At 46.7% G+C, this 694-nt stretch carries 2 protein-coding genes; both read left to right on the plus strand.

Annotated elements, in window-relative coordinates; translation table 11 throughout:
- Positions 1–254, plus strand: a 254-nt coding sequence (locus CLFS41_RS29985) for a hypothetical protein (RefSeq protein ID WP_045091356.1), incomplete at its 5' end; no start/stop codon positions are given.
- Positions 254–556, plus strand: a complete 303-nt coding sequence (locus CLFS41_RS02530) for a hypothetical protein (RefSeq protein WP_045091357.1) — start codon at positions 254–256, stop codon at positions 554–556. The genes CLFS41_RS29985 and CLFS41_RS02530, both read left to right, overlap by 1 nt.
- The last annotated feature ends 138 nt before the right edge of the window (positions 557–694 follow it).

The following is a 694-nucleotide window of genomic DNA, read 5'->3' on the forward strand; positions in this document are numbered from 1 at the left end:
GTGCGGACAGGTCACTGGAGGCTGAAACTTACCATATCAAGCCGACCACGGAGGTTAAGATATCTTCCGATGGCACCCCGTTCCGTACATATATCATGCTACGCGGTTCCAGCACCTATGACACCGATGAGATGAGTAAGCTCATAAATGGGCTGGTATCAGAGTGCCAGGAGATGGGGATAGAGACACTTCCTCCGCAGGAACTGGAACGGATGATGGATATATATGACCAGCATTATAAAAAGAGGGTATGATGGCTAAAAAGTTATGGAGTGTATTCACGGATGATTTAGACCACTGCTATTTTACAGGTAGCCCATATGTAGAGCGACACCATATATTTGAGGGCAGGCAGGGATATGGACCAAAATCGGAAAATAGAGGCTTCATAATCCCGCTCCGATATGACCTGCATCCAAACGGCTCCCAGTTCCAGGCAACAGCAGAGAATAAGCAGATAGACAATAAGCTTAAGCGGATGGCCCAGGAATATTATGAGGAACATTACGGCAGCCGCGAAGATTTTAGGCAGGAATTTGGAAAGAGTTACTTATAGCAAGGTATCAAATCCCCTTAGGGATGATACATAGAACAACACTTGGTCAGATTGCGATATGTCACGATATACTTTCTGACCCTGGGCCGGGACCTATCAGACCTCCTTTACCCGGCCCGAAAGGAGGGATTGAATTGA

The sequence above is a fragment of the Clostridium sp. FS41 genome, assembly GCF_000954015.1.
Lineage (GTDB): Bacteria > Bacillota > Clostridia > Lachnospirales > Lachnospiraceae > Enterocloster > Enterocloster citroniae.